Source organism: Streptomyces katrae, from assembly GCF_000966975.1.
Lineage (GTDB): Bacteria > Actinomycetota > Actinomycetes > Streptomycetales > Streptomycetaceae > Streptomyces > Streptomyces katrae.
On sequence record NZ_JZWV01000841.1, the window covers coordinates 1 to 248 of the forward strand.

General features: G+C 74.2%; 1 protein-coding gene. It reads left to right on the plus strand.

From position 1 onward, the window contains the following. Nucleotides 1-248 (plus strand): YhjD/YihY/BrkB family envelope integrity protein (locus VR44_RS27700; RefSeq protein ID WP_045950343.1); only part of this gene is annotated, 248 nt, incomplete at both ends.

Below are 248 nucleotides of genomic sequence, written 5' to 3' on the forward strand. Positions count from 1 at the left end.
GCCGGTCACACCGGCAGCGACACGCTGGCCCTCCTGCGGTGGCCGGTGCTGCTCCTGATCGTGACGGCCCTGATCCTCGTCCTCTACCGCACGGGCCCCCGCCCGGCCCGTGGAACGCGGCGCTGCCTGCCCGGCGGGGTCCTGGCGGCGCTGCTCTGGCTCGGCGCCTCGGGCCTGTTCACCCTCTACGCCGAGGCGGGCACCTACAACCGGCTGTACGGCTCACTGGCCGGGACCATCGCGTTCCT